This window comes from Halomonas sp. SpR1 (genome assembly GCF_031010175.1).
GTDB lineage: Bacteria > Pseudomonadota > Gammaproteobacteria > Pseudomonadales > Halomonadaceae > Vreelandella.
In genome coordinates this window covers 42,414-65,677 of the sequence record NZ_JAUAMB010000025.1, presented here as the reverse complement: position 1 = coordinate 65,677, position 23,264 = coordinate 42,414, and the positions used below count along the sequence as shown (strand labels likewise).

General features: G+C 57.4%; 21 protein-coding genes. 7 read left to right on the top strand and 14 right to left on the bottom strand.

The window, feature by feature from the left end:
* Positions 1-27 precede the first annotated feature (27 nt).
* From oppB to QT231_RS16540, 3 genes are read left to right on the top strand one after another with little or no spacing between them, the layout of a single operon-like run.
* Positions 28-957 (top strand): oligopeptide ABC transporter permease OppB, encoded by a 930-nt coding sequence (oppB, locus tag QT231_RS16550; RefSeq protein ID WP_308337947.1) that lies wholly within the window; start codon positions 28-30, stop codon positions 955-957.
* Positions 950-1,828 carry an ABC transporter permease subunit gene (locus tag QT231_RS16545; protein WP_308337946.1) on the top strand — a complete coding sequence of 293 codons (879 nt, stop codon included), beginning with the start codon at positions 950-952 and terminating at the stop codon, positions 1,826-1,828. The genes oppB and QT231_RS16545 overlap by 8 nt, the downstream gene beginning before the upstream one ends.
* 19 nt (positions 1,829-1,847) lie before the next feature.
* Positions 1,848-3,461, top strand: a complete 1,614-nt coding sequence (locus QT231_RS16540; protein WP_308337945.1) for an ABC transporter ATP-binding protein — start codon at positions 1,848-1,850, stop codon at positions 3,459-3,461.
* A 95-nt stretch (positions 3,462-3,556) separates the two neighbouring features.
* Here the strand turns inward: QT231_RS16540 and QT231_RS16535 are convergent, their stop codons facing one another.
* Positions 3,557-4,906 (bottom strand): outer membrane protein transport protein, encoded by a 1,350-nt coding sequence (locus QT231_RS16535; RefSeq protein WP_308337944.1) that lies wholly within the window; start codon positions 4,904-4,906, stop codon positions 3,557-3,559.
* Positions 4,907-5,170: 264 nt separating this feature from the next.
* Between QT231_RS16535 and QT231_RS16530 the strand changes: the two genes are divergently transcribed.
* The gene (locus tag QT231_RS16530; RefSeq protein ID WP_308337943.1) at positions 5,171-5,599 is read left to right on the top strand and encodes a MerR family transcriptional regulator; all 429 of its coding nucleotides are present in this window, start codon (positions 5,171-5,173) and stop codon (positions 5,597-5,599) included.
* The gene (locus QT231_RS16525; protein ID WP_308337942.1) at positions 5,596-8,151 is read left to right on the top strand and encodes a heavy metal translocating P-type ATPase; all 2,556 of its coding nucleotides are present in this window, start codon (positions 5,596-5,598) and stop codon (positions 8,149-8,151) included. Before QT231_RS16530 ends, QT231_RS16525 begins: the two co-directional genes overlap by 4 nt.
* 73 nt (positions 8,152-8,224) lie before the next feature.
* Here QT231_RS16525 and QT231_RS16520 read toward each other — a convergent pair whose 3' ends face one another.
* From QT231_RS16520 to ffh, 11 genes are all read right to left on the bottom strand, one after another.
* On the bottom strand, positions 8,225-8,854 hold the full coding sequence (locus QT231_RS16520; RefSeq protein ID WP_308337941.1) for a YitT family protein: 630 nt from the start codon (positions 8,852-8,854) through the stop codon (positions 8,225-8,227).
* Between the two features lie 44 nt (positions 8,855-8,898).
* Positions 8,899-10,725 (bottom strand): DHH family phosphoesterase, encoded by a 1,827-nt coding sequence (locus tag QT231_RS16515; protein WP_308337957.1) that lies wholly within the window; start codon positions 10,723-10,725, stop codon positions 8,899-8,901.
* A 22-nt stretch (positions 10,726-10,747) separates the two neighbouring features.
* Complete coding sequence (thrC, locus tag QT231_RS16510; RefSeq protein ID WP_308337940.1) at positions 10,748-12,136, bottom strand: threonine synthase; 1,389 nt, start codon at positions 12,134-12,136, stop codon at positions 10,748-10,750.
* A 6-nt stretch (positions 12,137-12,142) separates the two neighbouring features.
* Entirely contained in the window at positions 12,143-13,459 is a 1,317-nt protein-coding gene (locus QT231_RS16505; RefSeq protein ID WP_064236027.1) for a homoserine dehydrogenase, read from the bottom strand.
* A gap of 110 nt (positions 13,460-13,569) precedes the next feature.
* Positions 13,570-14,373 (bottom strand): DsbC family protein, encoded by an 804-nt coding sequence (locus tag QT231_RS16500; protein WP_308337939.1) that lies wholly within the window; start codon positions 14,371-14,373, stop codon positions 13,570-13,572.
* Complete coding sequence (xerD, locus tag QT231_RS16495; protein ID WP_308337938.1) at positions 14,348-15,229, bottom strand: site-specific tyrosine recombinase XerD; 882 nt, start codon at positions 15,227-15,229, stop codon at positions 14,348-14,350. Before xerD ends, QT231_RS16500 begins: the two co-directional genes overlap by 26 nt.
* A 121-nt stretch (positions 15,230-15,350) precedes the next feature.
* A complete protein-coding gene (rplS, locus tag QT231_RS16490; RefSeq protein WP_008958726.1) occupies positions 15,351-15,707 on the bottom strand; it encodes a 50S ribosomal protein L19 in 357 nt (118 codons plus the stop codon).
* 160 nt (positions 15,708-15,867) lie between these two features.
* Positions 15,868-16,629 (bottom strand): tRNA (guanosine(37)-N1)-methyltransferase TrmD, encoded by a 762-nt coding sequence (trmD, locus tag QT231_RS16485; protein ID WP_308337956.1) that lies wholly within the window; start codon positions 16,627-16,629, stop codon positions 15,868-15,870.
* Positions 16,630-16,730: 101 nt separating this feature from the next.
* Positions 16,731-17,276 (bottom strand): ribosome maturation factor RimM, encoded by a 546-nt coding sequence (gene rimM, locus QT231_RS16480; protein WP_308337937.1) that lies wholly within the window; start codon positions 17,274-17,276, stop codon positions 16,731-16,733.
* 43 nt (positions 17,277-17,319) lie between these two features.
* Positions 17,320-17,568, bottom strand: coding sequence for a 30S ribosomal protein S16 (rpsP, locus tag QT231_RS16475; RefSeq protein WP_009098555.1), 249 nt, complete (start codon positions 17,566-17,568; stop codon positions 17,320-17,322).
* Positions 17,569-17,812: 244 nt separating this feature from the next.
* Positions 17,813-19,237: a signal recognition particle protein gene (gene ffh, locus QT231_RS16470; protein ID WP_308337936.1), complete on the bottom strand. Its 1,425-nt coding sequence runs from the start codon at positions 19,235-19,237 to the stop codon at positions 17,813-17,815.
* A 390-nt stretch (positions 19,238-19,627) separates the two neighbouring features.
* Between ffh and QT231_RS16465 the strand changes: the two genes are divergently transcribed.
* Both QT231_RS16465 and QT231_RS16460 read left to right on the top strand, forming a co-directional pair.
* Positions 19,628-20,425, top strand: coding sequence for a cytochrome c biogenesis protein CcsA (locus tag QT231_RS16465; RefSeq protein ID WP_308337935.1), 798 nt, complete (start codon positions 19,628-19,630; stop codon positions 20,423-20,425).
* 89 nt (positions 20,426-20,514) lie between these two features.
* Positions 20,515-21,789 (top strand): HlyC/CorC family transporter, encoded by a 1,275-nt coding sequence (locus tag QT231_RS16460; RefSeq protein ID WP_308337934.1) that lies wholly within the window; start codon positions 20,515-20,517, stop codon positions 21,787-21,789.
* A 15-nt stretch (positions 21,790-21,804) separates the two neighbouring features.
* Here QT231_RS16460 and QT231_RS16455 read toward each other — a convergent pair whose 3' ends face one another.
* A complete protein-coding gene (locus QT231_RS16455; protein ID WP_308337933.1) occupies positions 21,805-22,470 on the bottom strand; it encodes a 1-acyl-sn-glycerol-3-phosphate acyltransferase in 666 nt (221 codons plus the stop codon).
* A complete protein-coding gene (locus tag QT231_RS16450) occupies positions 22,467-23,081 on the bottom strand; it encodes a TetR-like C-terminal domain-containing protein (RefSeq protein WP_308337932.1) in 615 nt (204 codons plus the stop codon). The genes QT231_RS16455 and QT231_RS16450 overlap by 4 nt, the downstream gene beginning before the upstream one ends.
* Between the last annotated feature and the right edge of the window lie 183 nt (positions 23,082-23,264).

Sequence of the window (23,264 nt, the reverse complement as noted above, 5' to 3'; positions counted from 1 at the left end):
CTTTGGCCTGAGGAGCGAGGCCCGATAATGCTCAGCTACACCCTAAGACGCTTACTCCAGGCGATCCCGACACTGTGGATTGTGATTACGCTCTCGTTCTTTTTAATGCATCTGGCTCCCGGTGGGCCTTTCGACGGCGAGCGTCAGCTCCCGCCGGAAATAGAGGCCAACTTGATGGCCTCTTATGGCCTGGACAAACCCATTTGGGAACAGTATTTCACCTACATGGGAAACCTGCTCCAAGGCGACCTTGGCCCCTCGTTCAAATATAAGGATTTTTCGGTTACCGAGCTCGTCGCTCAAGGCTTTCCTGTCAGCCTGGAACTCGGCCTATGGGCAATCAGCCTCGCGCTTCTGGTCGGTATTCCCATGGGGGTTATTGCGGCGCTTAAACGCAACTCCACCATTGACTATATGGTAATGGGCACAGCGCTTGCCGGGGTGGCCATTCCCAACTTTGTGATTGCCCCGCTAATGGCACTGGTGTTCGGCGTATTTCTGGCCTGGCTTCCGGTCGGCGGTTGGAACGACGGTCATTGGAAAAACATGATCCTCCCCGTGGTGGCACTCTCTATTCAGCAGATTGCGTATATCGCGCGAATGATGCGCGCCAGCATGATTGAAGTACTGAGTAGCCATTTTATCCGCACAGCCCGAGCCAAAGGTCTCAGCGAGAGCGAGGTGATCTTTCGTCACGCCTTACGTCCGTCAATGCTCCCCGTGGTCTCCTACTTAGGGCCTGCTATTGCCGGGATCATTACCGGCTCGGTGGTAATTGAACAGATTTTTGGGATACCCGGTATTGGTCGTTACTTCGTCCAGGCGGCGCTCAACCGGGACTATACCCTGGTGATGGGCACGGTGGTTTTTTACGGCGGCCTGATCGTCCTTCTCAACCTAATCGTCGATTTACTCTACTCGGCTCTGGATCCGCAAATTCGCTATGATAATGAATAATGCAACGTTGTCCCCTCCGGTCGCCAGCAACAGTCTAGCCCGCGAAGCATGGCGACGGCTTCGCCAAAACAGTGCGGCGACCGCTAGCCTTGTGCTCCTTATCGTCATTGCCCTGGCCTGCTTATTGGGCCCCTGGCTAACCCCCTGGGCGCTCGATGAAGTGGACTGGAACAACTTTCTGACCCCTCCAAGTTTAGAGAATGGCCACTATGCGGGCACTGACGCCAATGGACGCGACTTGCTCACACGGGTATTTCATGGGGGGCAGATTTCACTCTCCGTTGCTTTGGTAGCGACTCTTGTTTCGCTGGTGATCGGCGTCCTTTACGGCGCGATTGCCGGTTACGTGGGCGGCCGGGTCGACAACCTGATGATGCGCTTTGTCGACATCATGTACTCGCTGCCCTTCATGTTTATGGTCATCCTGCTGATGGTGGTGTTTGGGCGGAATATCCTGCTGATCTACGCCGCCATTGGCGCCGTTGAATGGCTCGATATGTCGCGCATTGTGCGCGGGCAGGTACTCGCTTTAAAGCGTCGCGAATTCGTTGAAGCCGCCCATGCGTTAGGCGTAAGCAGCTTTAAGATCGTCACGCGCCACCTGATTCCCAATGCCATCGGGCCGGTGATCATTTATGTCACCCTCACTGTCCCCAAGGTCATTTTGCTGGAAAGCTTTCTCTCCTTTCTTGGTCTCGGCGTTCAAGAACCGCTGACCAGTTGGGGAGTACTGATCAGCGAAGGCAAGGACATGATGGAAACGGCTCCCTGGATGCTGATTATCCCCTCTGTTTTTCTAGCTATCACGCTGCTGTGCCTTAACTTTCTCGGCGACGGTTTGCGAGACGCCCTGGATCCCAAGACACGTTAGCAAAACGCAAGGAATCTTCATGTCACAGCCACTGCTGAAATTTGACCGTCTGCGGGTCGACTTCGACCTTCCCAATGGCACCGTTACGGCTGTCAAAGACGTTAGCTTTACTCTTCACAAAGGGGAGACGTTGGCTTTAGTCGGTGAATCAGGCTCGGGGAAGTCGATCACGTCGACCGCCACGATGGGGCTACTCCCAGAACTAGCCCGCGCCACCGGCACTATCCGTTGGCATGGCGGTTCCGGCGATGAGAATTTGCTCACCGTTAGCCGTAAGCGCTTGCGGGCCATCCGCGACAATGAGATCTCAATGATCTTCCAGGAGCCGATGACCTCGCTCAACCCGATGCATCGCGTGGGTCAACAGATACGTGAAGTGCTGCACAAACACACGTCGCTGCGGGGCAACAACGCTCGCCTGCGGGGACTGGAACTGCTCGAACAGGTGGGTATTCCCGAGCCCAAACGCCGCATTGATAGCTACCCCCACGAGCTTTCCGGTGGTCAGCATCAAAGGGTGATGATTGCCATGGCGCTGGCCTGTGAACCTCAGTTGCTAATTGCTGATGAGCCGACCACCGCTCTTGATGTCACCGTTCAGGCGCAGATTCTCGCACTGCTTAAAGATCTCCAGGCCCGTTATGGCATGGCGATCCTGTTTATCACCCACGACCTGGGTGTTGTCCGACACTTAGCCGATAGTGTATGCGTCATGCAATACGGTGAAATCGTCGAAGAAGGCGCCACCAAAGCACTGTTTCAATCACCCCAGCACGCTTATACCCGGATGCTTATTGACGCCAACCCAAGCGGCCAAAAAGCCCCCGTCCCTGAATCCGCCCCCATCCTGCTCACGGCGCATAATATTGGCGTTCGTTTCCCGATCAAAAAGCGCCTGTTTGGCCCCAGTCGCTATTTTGAAGCGGTGAAAAATATCGACCTGACACTGCGGCAAGGCCAAACCCTGGGCATCGTGGGTGAATCGGGGTCAGGCAAGACGACCTTGGGTCGTGCACTTCTTAGGCTAGTAAAAAGTCATGGCAACATACATTTCGATGATATCGACGTCGGCCAACTTGACCATGCAGGCATGCGCCCGTTGCGATCGCGTATGCAAGTTGTTTTCCAGGATCCCTTTGGCTCGCTGTCCCCGCGTATGACCGTGGGTGAGATTATCGGTGAAGGGTTGCGCGTTCATCAGCCGTTACTGAAGCGCACCGAACGTGACGCTTTGGTCATTCAAGCCCTTGAAGAAGTCGCCCTGGATCCCGCGCACCGACACCGCTACCCCCATGAGTTTTCCGGTGGCCAGCGGCAACGGATTGCCATCGCCCGGGCATTGGTCGTCAAACCTGAGTTCCTGCTGCTGGATGAGCCGACATCGGCCCTTGACCGTTCGGTTCAAATGACCGTTATTGAGCTGTTACGCGATTTGCAACAACGCCACGGCCTGACCTACCTGTTCATTAGCCATGACCTGGCCGTTGTTCGAGCGCTGGCCGATGAGGTCATTGTCATGCGGGAAGGCGAGATCATTGAACAACGCGACACCCAATCACTGTTCAACGCCCCACGCGAGACCTATACCCGCGAGCTGATGCGCGCCGCATTTCTAGATAACCCTGCGGCATAGACTCTCAAGCGCTCACTCTAGCGTCTGATGGCGTTCTATCCTTCACTAAAAAACCCGGCGTGCGCCGGGTTTCTATGGGTTAAACTCGCTATGGCTTAAAAGCGATAGGTCAACTGCGCGCCAAAACCGTGGGCTTCGTTTTTGTAGTCGGCCGAATAGCTAGCCCCACCAACAGGGAAACCACCTGTGGCTTCACTCGCCAGCAAGTCATTACGATCTTGCTCCACAAAAGTCCCGCGCTCAGTCAAGTAAGAGTAGGCAACATCGACCGTCAGTTCAGGCGTTGGGCTCCATCCTGCCCCCAGCGAAAAAATACGCCGATCATCGGAAGGAATACGTACACTACGATCTTCATCATTAGTCGGCGTCATGTCTAAGGTTACCCCTGCCCGCAGCGCCAAGGTGGGCGTCAGTTGGTACTCACCTCCCGTGGCAAACGCCCAAGCGTTTGAATAGTTCTGAACTTCTTGGGTAATCGTATCGCCTTGGCTACCGGTAACCAAAATTTGATCAAACTGGCTCCAGCGAACCCAGGACGCCCCGAACATCAGCTTGAGACGATCCGTCATCTGCTGGGTTATGGAGAAGTTAACCGTCTCGGGAGTGGTTAAGTCCAGATTCGCGGTATCCGAGCGAACGACATTGCCCAGCGGGTCGGTAGCGCTAAAATCACCTTCCAGGGTGTAATCGACCTTCGAGCGGTAGGTCAGGCCCAAGGTGGTTTCAGGTATCGGGCGATAGATCACGCCCAGATTATATCCCCATGCTTCATCGTCACCATCCACCCGTGAGTCGATGTCATTAGCGGGGTTAAACGTAGCCTCAGAGGGTAGCTGTCGACGCAGCTCCCCTTCCACTTGGTTGTATGTGATGCCCGCACCGACCGACCACTGATCGTTAAAGCGATAAGACACCGTAGGCTGCGCACTGATCACTTTGACTTCGGTGTAGTCGCCAAAATAGCGGCCCTGGAAGTCATCTTCGTAGTCGGTTTTGGAGCCAAAGGGGGCATATACCCCGAACCCGAACGCTAACCGATCAGTCACTGGCTGCGCATAGAATGCAAAGGGGATAGGCGTACCTGGCACCATATCGCCCTCGTTCCCTCCAGGAATGCTGCCTACCGGAATCTGATTGCCATTTGGGGCGCCGCCCATGGCCACGCCCGAATCAATAAAGCGGCTCGCTTGGACATTAGAGATATCTGTATTTACGTTTAGGTAGGTTGCCCCCACCGTGACTTGCGCACGGTCTAAAAACGACATGCCCGCCGGGTTGCCATACACGATCGTGGCATCATGAATATTAGAGCTGCGCCCGGCGTGACCATACCCCTGCCCACTCACGCTTTGTTCGTTAATCTGATACCCACCCGCGTGGGCTTGACTGGCGAAGGCAGCCGTAATCGCAGCAGCCAGGGTAAGCTTATTAAATTTATTATTCATAGTAGGCCTCTCTTCCCGATGATCCAGTGGATACCGACAATCCACCCTCGTTCTTATTACATGACTGTTTTCTCGCAACTGGGCCAAAGGTTCAAGGGCAAACGCTCGTTTTATTTTATTTTTGACTTATACATTAGTCGCACGACCGTTTTAAATCAGTGTTTTAGTCATTTCAGCGTATTGAGCAAAGGTGGCCTTGACCTATGGGTAACACATAGGTTCTACACTTAATAAACACTATTTAACCGGTCGGGAGAACAGGCCATGAAAGTGAACGAGCTTGCCAAACGGGGCGGAGTTACCGCTGAGACCGTGCGCCACTACACTCGTGAGCGGCTACTTGCCCCGCAGCGCCATCCGGATAACGGCTATCAGCTATATTCACACACCGACTTGGAGCGGCTGCGCTTTATTCAGCGGGCGCGCAAACTCGGTTTTAGCGTGGCAGAAATTCGCGACATACTAACTCACGCCGACCAGGGCGACTCCCCCTGCCCTTTGGTACGCGACTTACTCGCCACCCGCCTGCCACAAATCCGCGCACGCATTGCCGAACTGGAAGCACTGGCCGAGCGCATGGAACAGGCAATGGACAGCTGGCAGCACATGCCCGACGGCTCCCCTGATGGCCACAGCGTTTGCCGGTTAATTGAGAGCTTCCCCGAGACAGCACCTGCTAAGGAAATGCTATGAGTGACTCTGGCAATGTAGCCACCATCCGCACCATCCCCGGCATGAGCTGCCAGGGCTGCGTCAAGCGCATGCGCGAGGCAGTGCAAGGCGCTGACCCTAGCGCCGACGTGATCGGCACGCCTAGCGAAAAACGCCTTGAGGTTATCTCATTCCTAACCGATGCCGAGCTCGATCAACGCTTGACCGAGGCGGGCTATCCACCATCCCTGGACGAAACAGCCCCTGAAGAAGCTGACAAGCAGCCAGATACCGCGGCGCCCGCTGATGCTGAAACTGAAAAAGCCGCAAGTGCCCATGCTCATTCTGAAGGGCAAGAACAAGGCAAAAAGCAGCGACTGGCGATTAGTGGGATGACCTGCGCCAGCTGCGTTAAGAGCGTACAGAAAGCATTAGAGCGCACTAAGGGCGTCGATACCGCCAGCGTCAATTTTGGCAGCCACTCTGCCCAGGTGTTTGGCAGCGCCGACACCCAGGCGTTGGTCGCCGCCGTAGAGGCGGTAGGGTATGGAGCAGAACCCATTGTGGATATGCGCGAGGCCGAGCGTACCCGGGCCGAGCAGGATGCCAAGACTTACCGGAAACGCCTACGCGGCAGTGCCATTTCGCTGGCACTGGCCATTCCGCTGATGCTCAGCATGCTCTTTTTCCACCCTCACCCGATGGGGCTAGGGCGGCTCTACTGGCTGGGGATTGGTCTGCTCACGCTGGGCATTATGGCTTTTCCGGGGCGGCACTTTTTCGTCAATGCCTGGAAACAGTTCAAGCACCACCAAGCCAATATGGATACTCTGGTGGCGCTGGGCACAGGCACCGCTTGGTTGTACTCAATGGCGGTGGTGCTGTTTGCCCCCTGGCTTCCCGAGGTCGCCCAGGGCATCTATTTTGAAGCTTCGGCCATGGTGATCGGGCTGATTCTGCTCGGCAATGCCATGGAACTTCGCGCCCGAGGGCGCACCAGCGATGCATTAAAGCGACTCCTTGACCTGCAAAGCCGCACGGCGCGAGTAATCCGCGACGGCCACGAGCAGGAGATTGAGATTGATGCAGTGCGCACTGGCGACCAGATTCGGGTGCGCCCCGGTGAGCGCTTGCCGGTAGATGGCGACGTCACTGAGGGCCAAAGCCATATTGATGAGTCGATGCTTACCGGCGAACCCTTACCCGTTGCCAAGAGCGCGGGGGATGAAGTCAGTGCAGGCACCGTAAATGGCCGCGGCGGGCTAATCTATCGCGCCACCCGGGTGGGCAGCGACACACGTTTGGGGCAGATTACCGAACAGGTAGCGAGTGCCCAGAACTCGCGCCCACCGATTGGCGAGCTGGCCGATCAGGTCTCCAGTGTTTTTGTCCCTTCCGTCATGATTATTGCCATATTGACGGCTCTGGTGTGGTTTAACCTTGGGCCTGCGCCTGAAGTGATTTATATGCTGGTCACGGCGACCACCGTGCTGATTATTGCCTGCCCCTGCGCCCTGGGCTTGGCGACGCCGATCTCGACCATGATCGGCGTCGGTAAAGCGGCAGAGCATGGGGTGTTAGTTCGCAGCGGCGAAGCGCTGCAGACCGCCAGCAAGCTGACCACGCTGGTGGTCGATAAGACTGGCACGCTCACCCAGGGCAAACCCAGCGTCACCGATGCGCAGATGTTTGGCATAGAGCAATCCTCCGCACTGGCGCTGGTACACGCGCTGGAGCGCGGTTCCGAGCACCCGCTGGCGGCGGCGCTAATGAGCTACGCGGATGCACACAACGCCAACCCAATCGAGATTCATGATTTCGACAGCGTGACCGGCGGCGGGGTGAAAGCCAAAACAGCCGACGGTCAAACGCTGCTGCTGGGCAATGCGCGTCTGCTTAAAGAGGCAGGCGTGGAACTCACGGCAGGTGAAGAGCAGGCCCGTGCGCTTGAGGAGCAGGCACGTACCCTGGTGTACCTGGCGGTGGATGGCAAGCTGGCCGCCCTGTTTGGCATCAGCGACCCGCTTCGCCACGACACCGTGGCCGCCATCAAACGGCTGCAAAAAGACGGCTTGACCATCGTGATGCTAACCGGTGATAACGAGCATACCGCCAGAGCCATTGCCCAGGAAGTGGGCATTGATGAGTTTCGGGCGGGACTGTTACCCGAAGACAAGCATGCCGAGATCGAACGCCGTCAGCAGGCAGGCGAAATCGTTGGGATGGTGGGCGATGGCATCAACGACGCCCCCGCACTGGCCCGGGCGAACGTGGGCTTTGCCATTGGCCAGGGCACTGATGTGGCGATTGAGAGCGCCGGGATCACGCTGATGCGCGGCTCGTTGCACGGGGTAGCATCCGCCATTGAGATCAGCCGCGCCACTCTGCGTAATATCAAGCAGAACCTGGTGGGGGCCTTTGGCTACAACGTGCTGTGCATTCCCATTGCCGCCGGTGTGCTCTACCCAATAACCGGCACGCTGTTATCACCCATGATTGCCGGAGCCGCCATGTCGCTCTCCTCCATCACCGTGGTGAGTAACGCCAATCGATTACGACTCTGGAAATCATCCCGCCAGGAGAACGCCGCATGAGCTTATTGATCAACTTGGCGGGGCTAGGGCTTATCGCCGCTATCGTATGGTGGTTCTGGCTCGCTTAGCCATTCTAACTATCGCCAATATAACGCCCTGGCTTATGGTTCAGGGCGATAATCAGATTGAGGGTCAGTGCGCCCAGCACTGAGTAGCCCACGCGATCCAGCGGTAACTGTGTGAGTGCAATCAGCAGGATGACACCATCGATAGCCAGTTGAACGTAGCCTGCGCGCAGGCCGTGTTTATCCTGCAGATAAAGCGCGAGGATATTGATGCCGCCCAGGCTAGTACGGTGGCGAAATAGCATTAACATGCCAATGCCCATCAGCGCGCCGCCCATCAAAGCAGCATAGAGCGATGGCACGTTGCCAAACTGCACCCAGCCCTGGGTCAGTTCCGAAAACAGCGAGACCAAGCCGATGGCGGCAAAGGTGCGCAGGGTAAAGCTCCAGCCCATCCGCTTAACCGCCAGGTAGTAAAACGGTAGGTTAATGGCAAAAAAGTACACCCCAAAGCCCCAACCGGTGACGTTGCTGGTCATATAGCTGAGCAATAGCGCTAAACCCGCCGTGCTGCCAGTGAGCAAAACCGCATGGGTATAAAAGGTTACCCCCAGCGCGACGAAGAAAGTCCCCAGCAACATCGCCATCACATCTTCATAGGGGCGATGCTGATCCGTTGGTAAATCTTCCACGCGCATGGGGGGCGTCCTTACTTGGCTTATTGAGGTTATAAAGTGATTAATTAAATGGCGCTGGCGTGCTCGACCATCAGTTGGAGCGTTTCGCGACCCCGCCAGCGGTTGCGGTTAAGCTTATAGGCGCAGTGCAGCGTATCGCCGACGCTAAACCCAGGCAGCTCACCCGGCGTTAAGGCGCGAAACCAGATCGCCTTGCAGGTTACCGGGCCGGTGGAGAGCTCCAGCATCAGGTGGGCGCCTTCAGCCCCCACCGGGCGCAGCGCTTCGACAATAAAGCGCCCCTCAAACAGCGGCGGGTCAAACTCCCGCCCATAGGGGCCAAGGGTTTCGATCTCTTGCAACGTGGTCAGCGAAAGCTGCGCCGTGGAGAGTTCACCATCCGTCCAAAGTCGCGGGTAGAGCGTTCGCCCCTGCAACTGCTCGCCTACTGCCTGCAGGAAGGCCGTCTTAAAAGCCTCAAGCTGATCCCGTGGCACACCCACCCCTGCCGCGCCACTGTGGCCACCAAAGCGCGGTAGCGCCTGGGGAGCGAGCTCAAAGGTGCGCTGTAGGGCATCGCGCATATGCAGCCCGTCAATCGAGCGGCCGGAACCGGTAAGCATGCCCGGTGCAGACGCTTGGGTAAGCACCAGCGCTGGACGCCCGTAGGCCTGCACCAAACGTGAGGCAACAATGCCCTGCACGCCTGGGTGGCCATCTTCCAGCAGCACCACCACGGCGGGCTCATCGGCGTTCAGAGCCACTGTGGCGAGCGTGCGTGCCTCTGCGGCCATATCGGCCTCAATGGCTTTACGGGACTGATTATCCTGATCCAGCACGTCGAGCTGGCGATTGGCGACCCCATCGTTCTCGGCGAGCATAAAGTGCAGCGCCGCGTAGGGGTCGTCCAGCCGCGAGCGGGCGTTGATGCGCGGCCCCATCTGAAACGCCAGCGTTTCGGCGTTAAACGGCACGCTGTCGGCGCCTAAGCGTGTGGCCATCGCCCGCCAACAGGCTGCATCCATGCGATTGATCAGTTTTAACCCTTGATTGACCACCGCACGGTTCGCCGGGCTGCCGCCCAATGAAACACAATCCGCTACAGTGCCCAATGCAACGTAAGAGAGCCAGGGCGATAGTTTAGGCGTGGATTCTGACAGCACGCCCCACTCGATCAGCACACTGCGGGCAAGCGACATCAATAGCCACGCCACCATACAGCCGGCGATGGTTTTATCAGGATATTCGCAGTCATCACGGGTAGGGTTAACGCAGGCATAGGCAGAAGATGGCGGCCCTTCTATCGGCAGCGCGTGGTGGTCACTCACCACCACATCGATACCCGCTGCCTTAAGGCGTGCGATGCGGGGTTCATCAGAGCTACCGCAATCGGCGGTAATCACCAGGGTAGGAAACGGCTTTTGCGCCAGGGTGCGCTCCACCAGCGGCAGGCTAATGCCGTAGCCATCGTGAATACGGTGGCCAATCAAACTATGTAGCTTACCTTCCGGCACGCCGAACAGCTCCACCAGGGTGCGCCGGATCACCACGTGGGAGGTGATGCCATCCACATCGTAGTCGGTGAGGATACCAATCGCTTCGCCTTCCGCTACCGCCTGGGCAATACGCTCGGCGGCACGACGGCCGTCGGCAAGTTTTTCCGGATGGGCCAGATAGCGCAGGCTGGGCGAGATTAACGGTAGCAGTTCACCGCTATAGCCGGGCAGACGAGAAGCGAGCAGCCGCGCCTGCAACTCGCTTAAGCCTTCCGCCTGGGCTCGGGCATAGAGCGCCTCGTCCACCGGACGAGGCTCTAAGCGCGGTCTGCTTGGGCTAGCAGACCGCGCGCTAGAGGAGAGCGTGCTATGGGGGTGATCGGTCACTGAGGTCATCGGTGTCTCGACGAATGGGACTTCAACGCCGGTTTTCCACGACAAACTGCTGCACAGCGGCAAGCTCGGCGGGCAGCACGGTGTAGCGCTCTTCGCGCTCAATCAGGTCTTCCATATGCGGCGGCAGTGGCACGCCCAGGAAGCCCGCTTTCACTACGGCTTCGGCAAACTTGGCCGGATGCGCAGTGGCCAGCGTTATCATCGGTGTTGACTGATCAATGCGAGCACGCTCGGCAGCGCGGTAGCCGGTAGCGGTATGCGGGTCGAGCATTTCGCCGGTGCGCTTATGGGCATCGCGGATCGCTTCCAGAATCGTTGCGTCGTCCACGCTGTAGCTGGCGAACTTCTCGCGCAGCTTGGCCAGCGGTGCATCGGCCAGCGCCGTTGGCTCCTGCTGGAAGCGCTCCAGCAGTGCTGCGACGGCCAGGCCGTCACGGTCGTAGGCATCAAACAGCAGGCGCTCAAAGTTAGACGACACCACGATATCCATAGAGGGTGCCAGCGTCGCCGCCAGCTCTTTTTTGGAGAAGTCGTTGGCGGTCAGGGTGCGGTGGAGAATATCGTTGGCGTTGGTGGCGATAATGAACTGTTTCACCGGCAGGCCCATTTTGTAGGCCATATAGCCCGCAAAAACGTTGCCAAAGTTAGCCGACGGCACGCAGAAGCTCACCTCGCGGTGCGGCGCTCCCAGGGCAACGCCGGAGGCGATGTAGTAAACGATCTGCGCCATAATGCGCGCCCAGTTGATCGAGTTTACCGCCACCAAGCGGGTACCGTTGAGGAACGTCTGGTCAGCGAAGCTTGCCTTGACCATCGCCTGGGCGTCGTCAAAATTGCCCTCAATGGCAATATTAAAGACGTTATTGGCCAGCACCGTGGTCATCTGGCGGCGCTGCACTTCGGAAACCCGGTTGTGCGGATGCAGAATGAAGATATCCAGGTTGTCGCAGTGGCGACAGCCTTCGATCGCCGCAGAGCCAGTATCACCGGAGGTCGCCCCCATGATCACCGCGCGCTCGCCGCGCTTTTTCAGGAAGTGATCCAGCAGGCGACCGAGCAGCTGTAGCGCGACGTCTTTAAACGCCAACGTAGGGCCGTGAAACTGCTCGAGCAGGAAGTGATTAGCGTCCAATTGCTTGAGCGGCAGCACCGCGTCGTGATTAAAGGTCGCGTAAGCCTCGGTGACGATGTTGCGGAAGGTAGCGTCGTCGATCTCACCGTTCACAAACGGCTTCATCACCCGGAAAGCGATTTCCGCGTAGGAGAGACCGGCCATCTCGGCCAGCTCTTCCCGGGAGAACTCGGGCAGGGTTTCCGGCACATAGAGACCGCCGTCGCTGGCCATACCGGTGAGCACCACTTCCTCAAAGGAGAGCGCGGGCGCCTGCCCGCGCGTGCTTATATAGCGCATCTTGATCTACTCCCCTTCGTCCAGGCCTTCCACGCGGATGCGTGTAACAGGCCCGGCGATATCCGCCATGGATTCGATTTCACGGATCGCTGCGTTCATCTGTTTCTCTTTGGTGCGGTGAGTGAGCAGAATGATCGGCACTAATTCACCTTCGGTGGCCTCTTTCTGAATCAGCGCTTCGATAGAGATGCCCTGCTCGGCCAGTATCGTTGCCACCCGGGCCAGTACCCCGGGGCGGTCTACCGCCAACAGGCGCAGATAGTAGGCGGTAATGATCTCTTCCATCGGCATGATGGGCAGTTGGCTGACGTCTTCGTCGATGCCGCTAAACGCCAGGTAGGGAACCCGGTAGTGGTGATCAGTGGAGATATCCCGCGCCACGTCGAGCAAGTCGGCCACCACCGCTGAAGCGGTCGGCTCGGCACCAGCACCCGCACCGTAATAGAGCGTCGGCCCAACGGCGTCGCCCATGACTGCAATGGCATTTTTGACGCCGTGTACATTGGCCAGCAGGCGCTCTTTAGGAATCAGCGTGGGGTGAACACGCAGCTCCAACCCTTGATCGGTGCGCTTGGAGATACCCAGGTGCTTGATCACGTAGCCAAGGTTATCGGCCTGCTCGACATCTTCGGCGGTGATCCGTGAGATGCCCTCGGTAAAGGCTTTCTCGAACTGCAGCGGAACGCCGTAGGCAATCGAGGCCAGAATCGTCAGCTTATGCGCCGCGTCGATGCCTTCCACGTCAAAGGTGGGATCGGATTCGGCGTAACCCAGCGCCTGGGCTTCCGCGAGCACGTCTTCAAACGCCCGGCCTTCGTCGCGCATATGGGTAAGAATGTAGTTACCGGTGCCGTTAATAATGCCTGCCACCCATTCGATGCGGTTGGCACCCAGGCCTTCGCGCAGCGACTTGATGACAGGAATACCACCAGCGACCGCAGCTTCAAACGCCACGATCACGCCCTTTTCATGCGCGGCCTTGAAGATTTCGTTACCGTGCACCGCAATCAGCGCTTTGTTGGCGGTGACCACGTGCTTGCCATTTTCAATCGCCGTGAGCACCAGTTCACGGGCGATATCGTAACCGCCAATCAGCTCCACCAGGACGTCTACGTTGGGGTTGGTTGCCACTTCAAATACATCCGAGGTGGCATTGATGCCGGTAATATCGCAGTCAGGATGAATACTGCGGTGAGCCACCTGCTCAATCACAATAGGGCGGCCAGCGCGACGCGCGATATCGTCGGCGTTGCGGGTCAATACGTTAAAGGTGCCGCCACCGACAGTTCCTAAACCACAGATACCTACTCTTACCGGTTTCAAAATACTTCCCCTTTCGTGTTATGCACCTGGTGGTGCTGGCCTTAATTACGGTTTTGATGTCGATCTTAAAGACCGTGTCTCAGCGTTTTATATTCACTTGCAATGTGAGGTTATTCGTCATCCAAGCCTAACATGGCGGAGAGCCGCTCGGGGGGCACAAATCCCGGCACTAGCTGCCCATCGGGCAAAATAATCGCGGGGGTGCCCTGTACGCCCAATGCTTTGCCCAGATCATACTGCCCTGCCACGGGATTGTCGCAGTCTGCCGTGCTGGAAATAGCCTCGCCCTCTTTGGCTTGAGTCATCGCTTCGCTGCGATTATCCGAGCACCACACCTGCTGCAGTGTGGTGGCCGCTTGGCTGCCCATACCTGCACGAGGAAACGCCATATAGTGAACGGCGATACCGCGTTCATTCAACTCCGGAATAGTGTCGTGTAACCGCGCGCAGTAGGGGCAGGTCGGGTCGGTAAATACCGTCACTGTTGCTTTTGGCTCATCGGCGCCACGGAAGATCACCAACTCACTGTCAGGCACGGCTGCCAGCGCATCGGCACGCGCCTGGTTTTGCTCTTGTTCGGTCAAGTTGACCAGCCCCTGATCGCCATTTTCATACAGATCACCGACCAGGAAGTGGCTACCGTCAGCGTTGGAGTAAAAAGATTCGCCGCTCTCCAGCCGCACGTGATAGACGCCCTCCATAGGCGTTTCGGTGACCGCTTCCACGGGCATCGGCTGGCCATTGACGCTTAGCGATCCAGCAAGTCGATCCGCCACTTCATCGGCCTGGGCAGCGGCAGGTAACAGGCTGGCGGTTAACAAACACGCCAGCATTGAGAAAGGTGTCAGTAAAGGGTGTGCTACAAAACGGCGTTGACGCATTATCAATTCAACCTCGTGGGTGATGTTCTGCATGTAGGCTTTCCAAGCGCGCCTGGGCCACATGAGTATAAATTTGGGTCGTCGACAGGTCGCTATGACCCAGCAGCAGCTGTACGACCCGCAAATTGGCCCCATGATTCAATAAATGGGTCGCAAAAGCGTGGCGAAGCGTGTGCGGGGACAGCGGCCGGGTGATGCCTGCCGTTATCGCATGCACCTTAATCCGGTGCCAAAAGGTTTGCCGGGTCATGGCTTTATCGCCCCGACCGGGAAATAGCGCTGGGCGAGTCGGGTCGCTCATCAGCGCCAGCCGTGCGGTCTGCATATAGTGGGCCAGCCAATCCGCCGCCTCTTCACCCATGGGCACCAGACGGTCTTTATCGCCCTTACCGCGCACCCGCACCACGTTTTGACGCAGGTTGACCGCGTCGCCGGTGAGCCCTACCAGCTCAGAGACCCGCAAGCCACAGGCGTAAAGCAATTCCAGCATGGCACGGTCACGGACGCCCAGCGGGGTATCGGTATCGGGCGCTAATAGCAGGCGCTCCACCTCGTCCTCTTCCAAGGTATTCGGCAAGCCGGGGATCACGCGGGGTAGCTTGATATCGGTGAGCGGGTCGCTTTCCACCTGGTTATTTAAACGTCCCCAGCGGTAGAAGCTGCGCAGCGTCGACAGCAGCCGGGCATTGCTACGCAGTTGGTAGCCTTCCTCCCGGCGGCTGGCCAGCCACTCACTAAGACGCTCCGGCGGCGGCGCCAAGAGCGCATCGCCGTGGCTCTCCAAGTGGGCTTGCCAGGCGGTTAAATCGCGTCGATAGGCGGCTAACGTATGGTCGCTGGCGCCTTGCTCAAGCCAGAGAGCATCTAAAAAGGCATCGATAACGCTCATACGTCAGCAGTCTCAGCAGTAGCTTATAAAAAACCCCGTCCCGCAAAGCGGTGACGGGGTTCTAGTATCTGGGCGCAACGCGTATCTAGGAACAGCGCGAGCGCCCGAGGAGCCGCGGCGTTTAAGCCAGCTTTTCCTTGATACGTGCTGAACGACCGCTGCGCTCGCGCAGGTAGTAAAGCTTGGCTTGACGCACGTCACCGCGACGCTTGACTTCGATCGAGTCAACCAGAGGGCTGTAGGTCTGGAAGGTACGCTCAACGCCAACGCCGTGAGAAATTTTACGCACGGTGAAAGCGGAGTTCAGGCCACGGTTACGCTTACCAATCACCACACCTTCAAACGCCTGCAGACGCTCGCGAGTACCTTCTTTTACTTTTACCTGAACGACAATGGTGTCGCCGGGGGCAAAGGCAGGAATTTCCTTGCCCATTTGCTCAGATTCGATCGCCTGGATCACTTTGCTTTTGCTGCTCATCATCATACTCCTGAATAACGTGTTGGCTTGACCGCTCTATCATGGGTGGCGGGAGCCGTGATCCCGGCGCTCGAAACGAGCTACGCGGGAGTCGTTATGGGTGACACAGGTGCGCTTTTTCGCCCTGCACCGCCGCTCTGGCCTAGGTAGCTGAAACAAACTACTCAGTAGACAGAGCGTGTTCTTCGATAAACTCGTTCAACAGCTTACGCTGTTCGGTATCTAACGTTCGCCCTTCCAGCAGGTCTGGACGGCGTTGCCATGTCCGGCCTAGTGACTGCTTTAATCGCCAACGCTTGATGGCTGCATGATTTCCGCTTAACAGCACATCCGGCACCTGGCGCCCGTCGATGTTTTCCGGACGGGTATAGTGCGGGCAGTCTAACAGGCCGTCATTAAACGAGTCTTCGATAGCGGAATCCTGATGGCCCAGCACGCCGGGAATCAGCCTTGCCGCTGCATCAATCAGCACCATTGCGGGCAGCTCACCGCCGCTCAGCACATAGTCGCCAATCGACCACTCTTCATCAATGTCACTCTCCACCACGCGTTCATCAATACCTTCGTAGCGCCCAGCCACGACCACTAAAGGCCCGGCGGAAGCCAGTGCTTGAACGCCCTGCTGATCCAGCTTACGCCCCTGGGGCGAGAGGTAGATCACCGTCGGCACGAAGCCGGTGGCTTGCTGCGCCCGTTCCCGGGCTGCAAATATCGCTGCGCGCAGGGTGTCGACTTTCATCAACATGCCTGGACCACCGCCATAGGGGCGATCATCAACGCTGCGGTGGCGGTCAGTGGCGTAATCCCGCGGATTCCAAAACTCAAGTGCAATACGCTGTTTCTCTACCGCTCTTCCCACTACGCCCTGTTGGGTTAGCGCGTCGAACATCTCGGGAAACAACGACACGACACCGATCCACATTGCAGGCGCTGCTGCTTTGCTCTCCGTTTCCGGCGCGTTGTCACTCTCCAACTCAGTTGAGTCAGTAGATACATCACTACTCAAACTGTTCATAAGCTTGGTCAAAATTCAGGATCCCAATCGACGACCATACGGCCCTCTTGGGAACTGATTTCGATAATGACATCGTCTGGCAAAAATGGCAGCAACCGCTCGCGTTTGTCGATTGACTCAGAATCGCCGCGAACCACCATGACATCGTTGGCGCCGGTTTCAAATAGGTAGCTTACCCGTCCTAGCCGCTCGCCAGCCTGAGTGAAGACTGTCATGCCTTCAAGCTCATGCCAATAATACTCATCGGCCGGTAGCTCAGGCAGTGCGTCCTTGGGCAGTACGATGTCAGTTTGGGCTAATGCTTCTGCCGCATCCCGGTCATCCACGCCTTTAAGCTGCACTACAAGGCCCTTGCCCTGCCGATGTCCCTGAACAATGGTCACTGGCATCAGGGTTTCCCCCTTGCGCACCCACCATTCGGGGTAGTCCAGAATGTTGTCCATGGGGCTGGTGTATGAATACACCTTGAGCCAACCTTTTATCCCGTGAGGGCTAGTCAGCTTGCCTAACACCACATGCGTGTCGTCAGTATGGCTTGTTTCAAAACGCGTCATCGACGACCTCAACTTACAACATCAGACTCTACTTTAAACAGGCTTAGGCCTGTTTGCGTGCTTCTTTTACCAGCTCAGCAACGCGACCAGACAGCTGGGCGCCTTGGCTCTGCCAATGAGTAACACGGTCTAGATCAACGCGCAGACGCTCTTCCTGACCACGGGCAACCGGGTTGAAGAAGCCGATACGCTCGATGAAACGACCGTCGCGAGCGTTACGCGAGTCGGTAACGGTCAGGTGGTAAAAGGGACGCTTCTTGGCGCCACCACGGGCCAAACGAATGGTAACCATACGATAACTATCCTTCGGTTGAGGTTACGAGAGTGTGGTTATAGCGCAAATCGCTATCGGAACACTCGTCGTGCTACATGCTTATAAAGGCCTTCATTGCTAGGCGCTGCACCGCGATTAACGCGCTTTTACGCAACACCCACGCATGAAGAGGCCGCATTCTACGCAAATGCGCATGACTTGGAAAGCCTGACAGCCAGAAAACTCATAGGCCGTCAACCTTGCCAAGGGAACTGCTACTTAATTAGCGCCGCGGCAATCCGCCGGGGCCACCCATACCGCCCATGCCGCCGGGGCCGCCCATACCACCAGGCCCGCCGGGGCCGCCGCCCATCATGCCGGACATGCCGCGCATCATTTTTTGCATACCGCCCTTCTGGCCTGCTTTCTTCATCATTTTCTGCATCTGCTTATGCTGCTTGAGCAGTCGATTAAGGTCAGGCACTTGTAGGCCTGCGCCAGCAGCAATGCGACGTTTGCGCGAGCCGTTGATAATATCGGGCTTGCGGCGTTCCTTGGGGGTCATGGAGTTAATCAATGCTTCCAGCTTGCCCAACTCTTTCTCTGGGCCAGGGCCTTGGGCCATCTCTGCCATCTGTCCCATGCCGGGCAGCTTGCCTAACAGGCCACCCATGCCGCCCATTTTCTTGAGCTGCTGGAGCTGGTCGCGGAAATCTTCAAGATCAAAACCGTCGCCTTTCTTGACCTTTTTGGCCAGCTGTTCGGCTTTGGACTTGTCGACGGTGCGCTCGGCTTCCTCGATCAGCGACAGCATGTCGCCCATGCCCAGGATGCGTGAAGCGACACGGTCTGGGTGGAACGGCTCCAGAGCGTCGACTTTTTCACCGACACCCATAAACTTGATCGGCTTGCCGGTAATGTGGCGTACCGATAGCGCCGCACCGCCGCGGGCATCGCCATCCGCTTTGGTCAGGATCACGCCGGTTAGCGGCAGCGCTTCGCTGAATGCCTTGGCGGTATTGGCGGCATCCTGGCCGGTCATGGCGTCGACGACAAACAGCGTTTCCTGGGGCGAGACCGCTTTATGCAGCGCCTGGATTTCCGCCATCATGGCTTCATCGATCGCCAAGCGACCGGCGGTATCGATCAACACCACATCGTGGAACTGAATCTTGGCGTGCTTAATGGCCGCTTCGGCTATCGCTACCGGCTGCTGGTCAGAGCGTGAAGGGAAGAAATCTACCTCTACCTCTTTGGCCAGGGTTTCAAGCTGGTCGATAGCTGCCGGGCGGTAGACATCGGCGGACACCACCAACACTTTCTTTTTCTCGCGTTCGCGCAGGTAGCGGGCCAGCTTGGCCACCGAGGTGGTTTTACCCGCGCCCTGTAGACCGGCCATCAGTACAACGGCGGGGGAGCCCTTGAGCACAAAGCCGTCGTTGGCTTCGCCCATAATCGCTTCCAGCTCCTGCTGGACGATTTTGACGAACTGCTGGCCTGGCGAGAGGCTTTTGGAGACTTCCTGCCCGACCGCACGCTCGCGAACGCGTTCAATGAACGCCTTGATGACCGGGAGTGCTACGTCGGCCTCAAGCAGGGCGCGGCGTACTTCGCGCAGGGTATCTTTAATATTGTCGTCGGTCAGGCGAGCCTGACCCTTGATCGACTTTAACGTCTGGGAAAGACGCTCGCTTAGATTCTGGAACATGGGGCCTCTCTGCCTCCGTCACTGCCGTCGGCGCGCACGCCCTGGACTATTTAGTAAAAAGATTATACGCGCTCACGCTTCGAGTCTCCATGGGCGAGTGCCAGCAACCCTACTGCAACCGATCAGGACAAGTCGCCATCTGACCGCCATGGATGGCGGAAATGCCGGAATTGTCGGGAACATTTTTCCGGCCATGGCGAAAGACCCTTACTTACAGCTTTCCCTGGCACTCTTAGATACTTACTCTGGGTTCTTACCTATTTGATGCGTTTGCCCCGCTGGGCGACGCCGCTTGGATTCGTTATAGTAGCTGGATAGATTTTGGTCGTAATCACACTTAACCCGTTTATTTATTCACCGCAACGCGCTGCAAGGCGCACGGATAGCATCATGCAGGCGCTCCCTTTCGCCACGATTGCTTTTGTTCTTTACGTTGCCGCGGCCATTTGGCAGGGCATGACGCTGTTTCGGCGTGTGCCGCCCCGCCAGGGCATGGTTCGTCTGCTCGCTGTGCTGGGGTTATTGCTGCACATTCCTGTGGTGGTCAAATTATTGGGGCAGTCCCCCGGCCTGCTGCCTGGCTTTACCACCAGTGCCACGCTGCTGATGGCGGTGGCCGTCAATGTTGTGCTGGTAGCCAGCCTATTCAAGCCGGTACTCAACGCGGGCATTGCGCTGTTTCCACTGGCGGGTATTGCGCTTCTCGCTGCCACCTGGCTGCCGAACCAAGGCGGCCACACCGGACTGACACCGGGCATTTTATTGCACGCGATAAGCTCAGCATTGGCGTTTGCCGTATTGGCGATTGCCGCCGTTCAGGCTGTGCTGGTCGGCCTGCAGAATCAGGCGCTGCGCCATCACCATATTCGCGGCATTGTGCAATCGCTGCCGCCGCTGACCACCATGGAACGGGTGCTGTTTGAACTGGTGTGGGCGGGCATTATTTTGTTGACGCTCTCCATCGCCAGCGGGCTTATTTTTCTCGACAACTTCTTTGCCCAGCATTTGGCGCATAAAACCGTGCTATCTCTGCTTGCCTGGGTAATCTTCACTACGCTTTTAGTCGGCCGTTACCGCTTTGGCTGGCGCGGCATGCGTGCCGTGCGCTGGACGCTTGGGGGTTGCGGCCTGCTGGTGCTGGCCTACTTTGGCAGTAAGTTCGTGCTTGAGATTTTACTCAACCGCTAACGGGGCGTGATCACGCCTTTGGTTGTCTTGACACACCAATCGCTACCTTCTACAAATCGAGCCTAATCCGCCACAAAGGACTTTTCGACTTGAGCGACGACTTCCCCCTGGGGTTACTGTTCGGCCTGCTAGCCTTACTGATACTGCTTTCTGCGTTCTTCTCCAGCTCTGAAACCGGCATGATGTCGATTAACCGCTACCGCTTGAGCCATCAAGCCAACAGCGGTGACCGCAGAGCCAAACGGGTTATGCGCCTGCTCACCCGCCCTGACCGCCTTATCGGCGTTATCCTGATCGGCAACAATTTCGTCAATAACCTGGCGGCCTCCATTGCGACTATTATTGCCATTCACTTCTTCGGCGACGTATCTGGGCCTGCGATCTCGACTGCCCTACTGACCATCACGATTCTGATTTTTGCCGAAGTCACGCCGAAGACCTACGCCGCGATTAAACCCGAGCGGATCGCCTACCCGACCTCCTACGCCCTTGAGCCGTTGCTCAAGCTGCTTTACCCACTCGTATGGCTGGTTAACGTGATGTCTAACGGCCTGCTCCGGCTGGTAGGCGTCAAAAGCGTTGATAACGGGGGCGATAGCCTGACCCGCGACGAGCTACGTACGGTGGTTCACGAGGCGGGTACATTGATCCCCTACCGCCACCGGGCGATGCTGCTGTCGATCCTTGATCTTGAGAATGTCACTGTGAACGACATTATGGTGCCCCGTCACGAGGTGCTGGGTATCGACCTGGATGACTCGCTCGAAGATATTTTGACCCAGATTCGTACCAGCCAGCATACCCGGCTACCGGTCTATAAAGGCGATATCAATAATATTATCGGCATGCTGCATCTGCGCAACGCGGCACGCTTTCTCTCCCGGGACGAAGTCACCAAAGCGTCGATTGTGCAGGAGGCTCGCGAACCCTACTTCATTCCCGAATCCACACCGCTCCATACCCAGCTGCTCAACTTTCAGAAGCAGAAGCGGCGTATCGGCATTGTGGTGGATGAGTACGGCGACGTAGAGGGCCTAGTCACTCTGGAAGATATTCTGGAAGAGATCGTGGGTGAATTCACCACTGATGTCTCTGAGGACGAAGAAATTCATCGGCAGGACGATGGCAGCCATGTGATTGAAGGCACTGCCAACATCCGCGAGATTAACAAGATGCTTGGCTGGCAATTGCCTACCGATGGCCCCAAGACGCTCAACGGTCTTATTCTTGAGCATCTGGAAGCCTTTCCGGAAGGGCCTGCGTGTCTGCAAATTGACAATATGCGCATGGAGATTTTGGAGATTCGCGATAACCTCATCACCTCGGCGCGCTGCTGGCAAAAGCAGCGGGCGCCACGCCGCTAGTCGCAGGTAAGCAAGTTAGCGGCGGCTGGATAGCTCCTGATCGGCCGCCGCTTTTAAGGCCCTGACCCGCGCTTCGAGAAACCGCCGCAGCGCTATATCATCGGCGTCCAGGCGGTTGAGTGGGGGCCCAAAGTGCAGACTCACCGGCGCCCGAAAGCGCTTAGGGCATTTCTTTAGCGCCTTGCCGTTATGATGGGATGTCCACGATCCCCATAAGCCTGCCAGTCCAGCCGGAATCACCGGCACATCGTCCCGAGCTAGAATCGCCTCTAAGCCGCGCCGAAAAGCGTGAATCTCGCCATCCGGGGTCAGCCGTCCTTCAGGAAAGACCATCACGACCTGCCCCTCGCGCAGCGCTGCGCTGACGTCATCCAGGGCGCGCCTCAGAGCACCCGGGCTGCGCCGCTCAGACTCAATGGGGATCGCCCCAACAAGTTGAAACCACCACTTGAGCCAGGGAGAGTCAAAAATCGGCTGATCCATAACAAAGCGCAGCGGCCGGGGGCTGGCACCGCCGAGCACCAAGGCATCCATAAAGCTCACGTGATTACACACCACCAGCGCGCCCCCCTGCTTGGGGATATGCTCACGACCATGCACCTGCAGCCGGTAGCAGAGCCGCATGGAGATAAAAATCAGCCAGCGTAGCGCCTGGCGACCCGCATTGACCCACCCCGTCACGTCGCCGCCTCATGATGGCGCAAGCCGGCCAGAATGGTGCTCATCAGTTGATCCAACAGCTCATCCACTTTCAACTGCTGGCCCTGCCAGTAGCCCAATCGCTCATTAAGCCCAAGCTGGACTAGCCCGTGGACGCTCCCCCACAGCGTGCGCCCCAAACGACGGGCTTCGAGATCATCCAGCGCGGGCTGGTAAGCCTTGATCGATGCTTCCACTTGGGTAAATAGCGCCTCGATCAGATCACTTTGACGCTGATCAAGCTCACCCTCCTGGGCCAGCGGGTAATCGAACAGCAGTTGCCAGCGGTAGCAATCCTGCTCAGCGAACCGCCAGTAGGCTCGCGCCAGCGAGCGCAGCCATGGCTCAGGATCATCGTCCCTCAGGCTTGTAATGGTGTGCTGTAAGCGTGCCAGGGTTTCCACATTGACGTGCTGTAATAAGTTATTGAAGCTGCCATATAGCTTCAGTAGGGTGCTGGGGGCGCAGCCAACCTCTCTAGCCAAAGCACGCAGTGAGAGACCATGGACTGGCTGTTCAGCCAACCACTCATCACAAGCGTGCATGACCTGCGCGTGGAGGGCATCGGGCGCATGCTGTCTAGGACGGGCCATGGCGATCTCTTAAGGTCAACGGCAAACAAGGAGGAAAGCCTCACTGCGCTTTAGCGGGAGCAAGGGATACGATAGGATACCTTACATCGAACACTGTTTTCGACACTAAAACACACCATTTCGTGCTTTATTGCGCGAAGTCCCCCGCTATCCAGTTACACTTCCTCAACAATTTTGTTTAAG